General features: G+C 39.6%; 2 protein-coding genes. Both read left to right on the top strand.

Annotation, left to right across the window (positions count from 1 at the left end):
• Positions 1-41: 41 nt before the first annotated feature.
• On the top strand, positions 42-1,388 hold the full coding sequence (gene murD / locus B2V92_RS06565; RefSeq protein WP_293306007.1) for a UDP-N-acetylmuramoyl-L-alanine--D-glutamate ligase: 1,347 nt from the start codon (positions 42-44) through the stop codon (positions 1,386-1,388).
• A 14-nt stretch (positions 1,389-1,402) separates the two neighbouring features.
• On the top strand, positions 1,403-2,590 hold the full coding sequence (locus B2V92_RS06570; protein WP_293306005.1) for an FtsW/RodA/SpoVE family cell cycle protein: 1,188 nt from the start codon (positions 1,403-1,405) through the stop codon (positions 2,588-2,590).
• Positions 2,591-2,704 lie beyond the last annotated feature (114 nt).

Raw genomic sequence — 2,704 nt, forward strand, 5'->3', positions numbered from 1 at the left:
TGAGCACAAATAATACTACATCAAGCAATACTACGTCAGCAATGGCTGGGCATGGCCGTGTGGTGATATTGGGTGCTGGCGAAAGTGGTGTTGGTGCCGCAAAATTAGCGCAGGCAAAAGGTTTTGATGTTTTCGTATCCGATTACGGTGTGATTACCGATAAATATAAAGCCGCGTTAGAAAAATTGGGGGTTCCATTCGAGTCTGAACAACATACCGAAGAACTCATTTTAAATGCAACTGAGGTAATTAAAAGCCCTGGTATTCCACCAACTGCGCCGATTATCAAAAAACTGGTGGCGAAAGGGATTTCTGTGGTTTCAGAAATCGAATTTGCCAAAAGATATACCAACGCCAAAACCATTTGCATTACCGGTTCGAACGGAAAATCGACTACCAGTTTATTAACCTATCACATTTTAAAAAATGCAGGTTTAAATGTAGGTCTGGCCGGTAACATTGGTCAGAGTTTTGCCGCACAGGTGGCTACAGAAGATTACGAATACTATGTGCTGGAAATCTCGAGTTTCATGCTCGATGATATGTTCAAATTTAAGGCCGATATCGCGGTTTTATTGAATATTACCCCAGATCACTTAGACCGTTACGATTATAAATTAGAGAACTATGCTGCATCAAAAATGCGTATTGTTCAAAACCAGACGGCAGCAGATGTTTTCATTTACTGTGCTGATGATGAAGAGAGTTTAAAGGCCATCGCCTTAACCAAACCCTTAGCGAAATCCTATCCTTTTTCAATTGTTAAAAAAGTTGAAACAGGTGCTTATTTAGAAGAAACTACTATACATATCCTTACAGAACCAAATAATCAACTAACCATGTCTATTTCAGATTTAGCATTACAGGGCAAGCACAACATTTATAATTCTATGGCATCAGGTATCGTGTCGAAAGTTTTAGAATTAAGAAATGAAACCATCCGCGAAAGCATGGGCAATTTCAAAAATATTGAGCACAGGTTAGAGCATGTGGCCAAAATTTCGGGGATTGATTTTATCAACGACAGTAAAGCCACCAATGTAAATTCTACATGGTATGCTTTAGAGAGCATGACCAGCGATGTAGTGCTGATTATGGGCGGTGTTGATAAAGGGAACGATTACAACATGCTTAAAGATCTTGTAAAAAGTAAGGTTAAGGCTATTGTATGCCTGGGTAAGGATAACAAACGTATCCACGATGCTTTCGAGGATGACGTAGATGTAATTGTAAATACTTTTTCGGCAGATGAAGCAGCACAGATTGCTTTCCATTTGGCCAAGCGGGGCGATGCGGTTTTATTATCGCCGGCCTGTGCAAGTTTCGATTTGTTTAAAAATTACGAAGACCGCGGTAACCAGTTTAAAGCGGCAGTTAGAGAATTATAACAGGAGGCAAAAATATGTTGCAGGCACTACTTGATAAAACAAAAGGCGACAGATGGATCTGGTTGATCATCATCCTGCTTTCGCTTATATCTGTAATGGCAGTGTATAGCGCAACAGGTACTTTGGCATATAAAAAGGGAATGGGAGTTGAAAAACTCTTGCTCACCAAACATTTAATTTTTGTGTTAATGGGGATTGGTATGATCTATATAGCACATTTACTTGATTATAGGTATTATGCCGGAATATCAAAAATATTAATGATCATAACTATTCCATTGCTGTTTTACACTTTGATATTTGGCGGGCAGATAAATGGTGCAGCAAGATGGGTGCAAGTGCCAGTAATTGGATTAACGTTTCAAACCTCCGATTTGGCTAAGTTGGCTTTGATTACATTTTTGGCAAGAATGCTAACAAAGAAACAGGAAAATATTAAAAATGTAAAAGAGTCGTTCGTGCCAATTATGGGCTCTGTTTGTGTTGTATTCGTTTTAATCGCACTGGCTAACCTCTCAACCGCATTAATGTTGTTCGGAGTGAGTATTCTGCTGCTGATTATTGGCCGGATTAGTATTAAGCAGATAGCCATTGTTTGTGCAGGTGGCTTTATATTATTGTTGTTTGTAGCTTTTTTGGGGCCGAGGAGAGAGACCTATAAATCTCGTATTAATACCTTTTTGCATCCTGAGCTACAGCATTCAGATAAAACTTTCCAGGCAGATCAGGCAAAAATTGCCTTAGCTACTGGTGGTGTTTTTGGTAAAGGACCAGGTAATAGTACGCAACGCAATTTCCTGCCACACCCATATTCCGATTTTATTTTCGCCATTATTATTGAAGAATGGGGAACTGTGGGAGGAATTGTAATTATGATACTATACCTGGTGCTTTTATACCGATGTATCAAAATTGTAACCCGGGCGCCAAAGGCCTTCGGTGCATTGCTGGCGGCTGGATTAAGTTTTAGTTTAACCATACAAGCCTTTGCCAACATGGCCGTAGCTGTAGGTTTAGGTCCGGTAACAGGTGTGCCTATGCCATTGGTAAGTATGGGAGGTACATCAATGATTTTTACCAGTGTGGCCTTCGGAATTATTCTGAGTGTAAGTCGCGATGTAGAAGAAAATGCAAAACTGACTTCGAAAGAAGAAAAAACAAATAATAAAATAATCGTTGGAGAGATTCCGGCGATAGCCTAGTGAGGTTTAAGGCAGAAGGCTGAAAGGTTTAGGGTTGTGATGTTGAAAAGTTGAAATGTTGGAAGGTTGAAAAATTAATAAAGTATGATCACACTTTGTGTCTTCGTGCCTTGG

The sequence above is a fragment of the Pedobacter sp. UBA5917 genome, assembly GCF_002432345.1.
GTDB lineage: Bacteria > Bacteroidota > Bacteroidia > Sphingobacteriales > Sphingobacteriaceae > Pedobacter.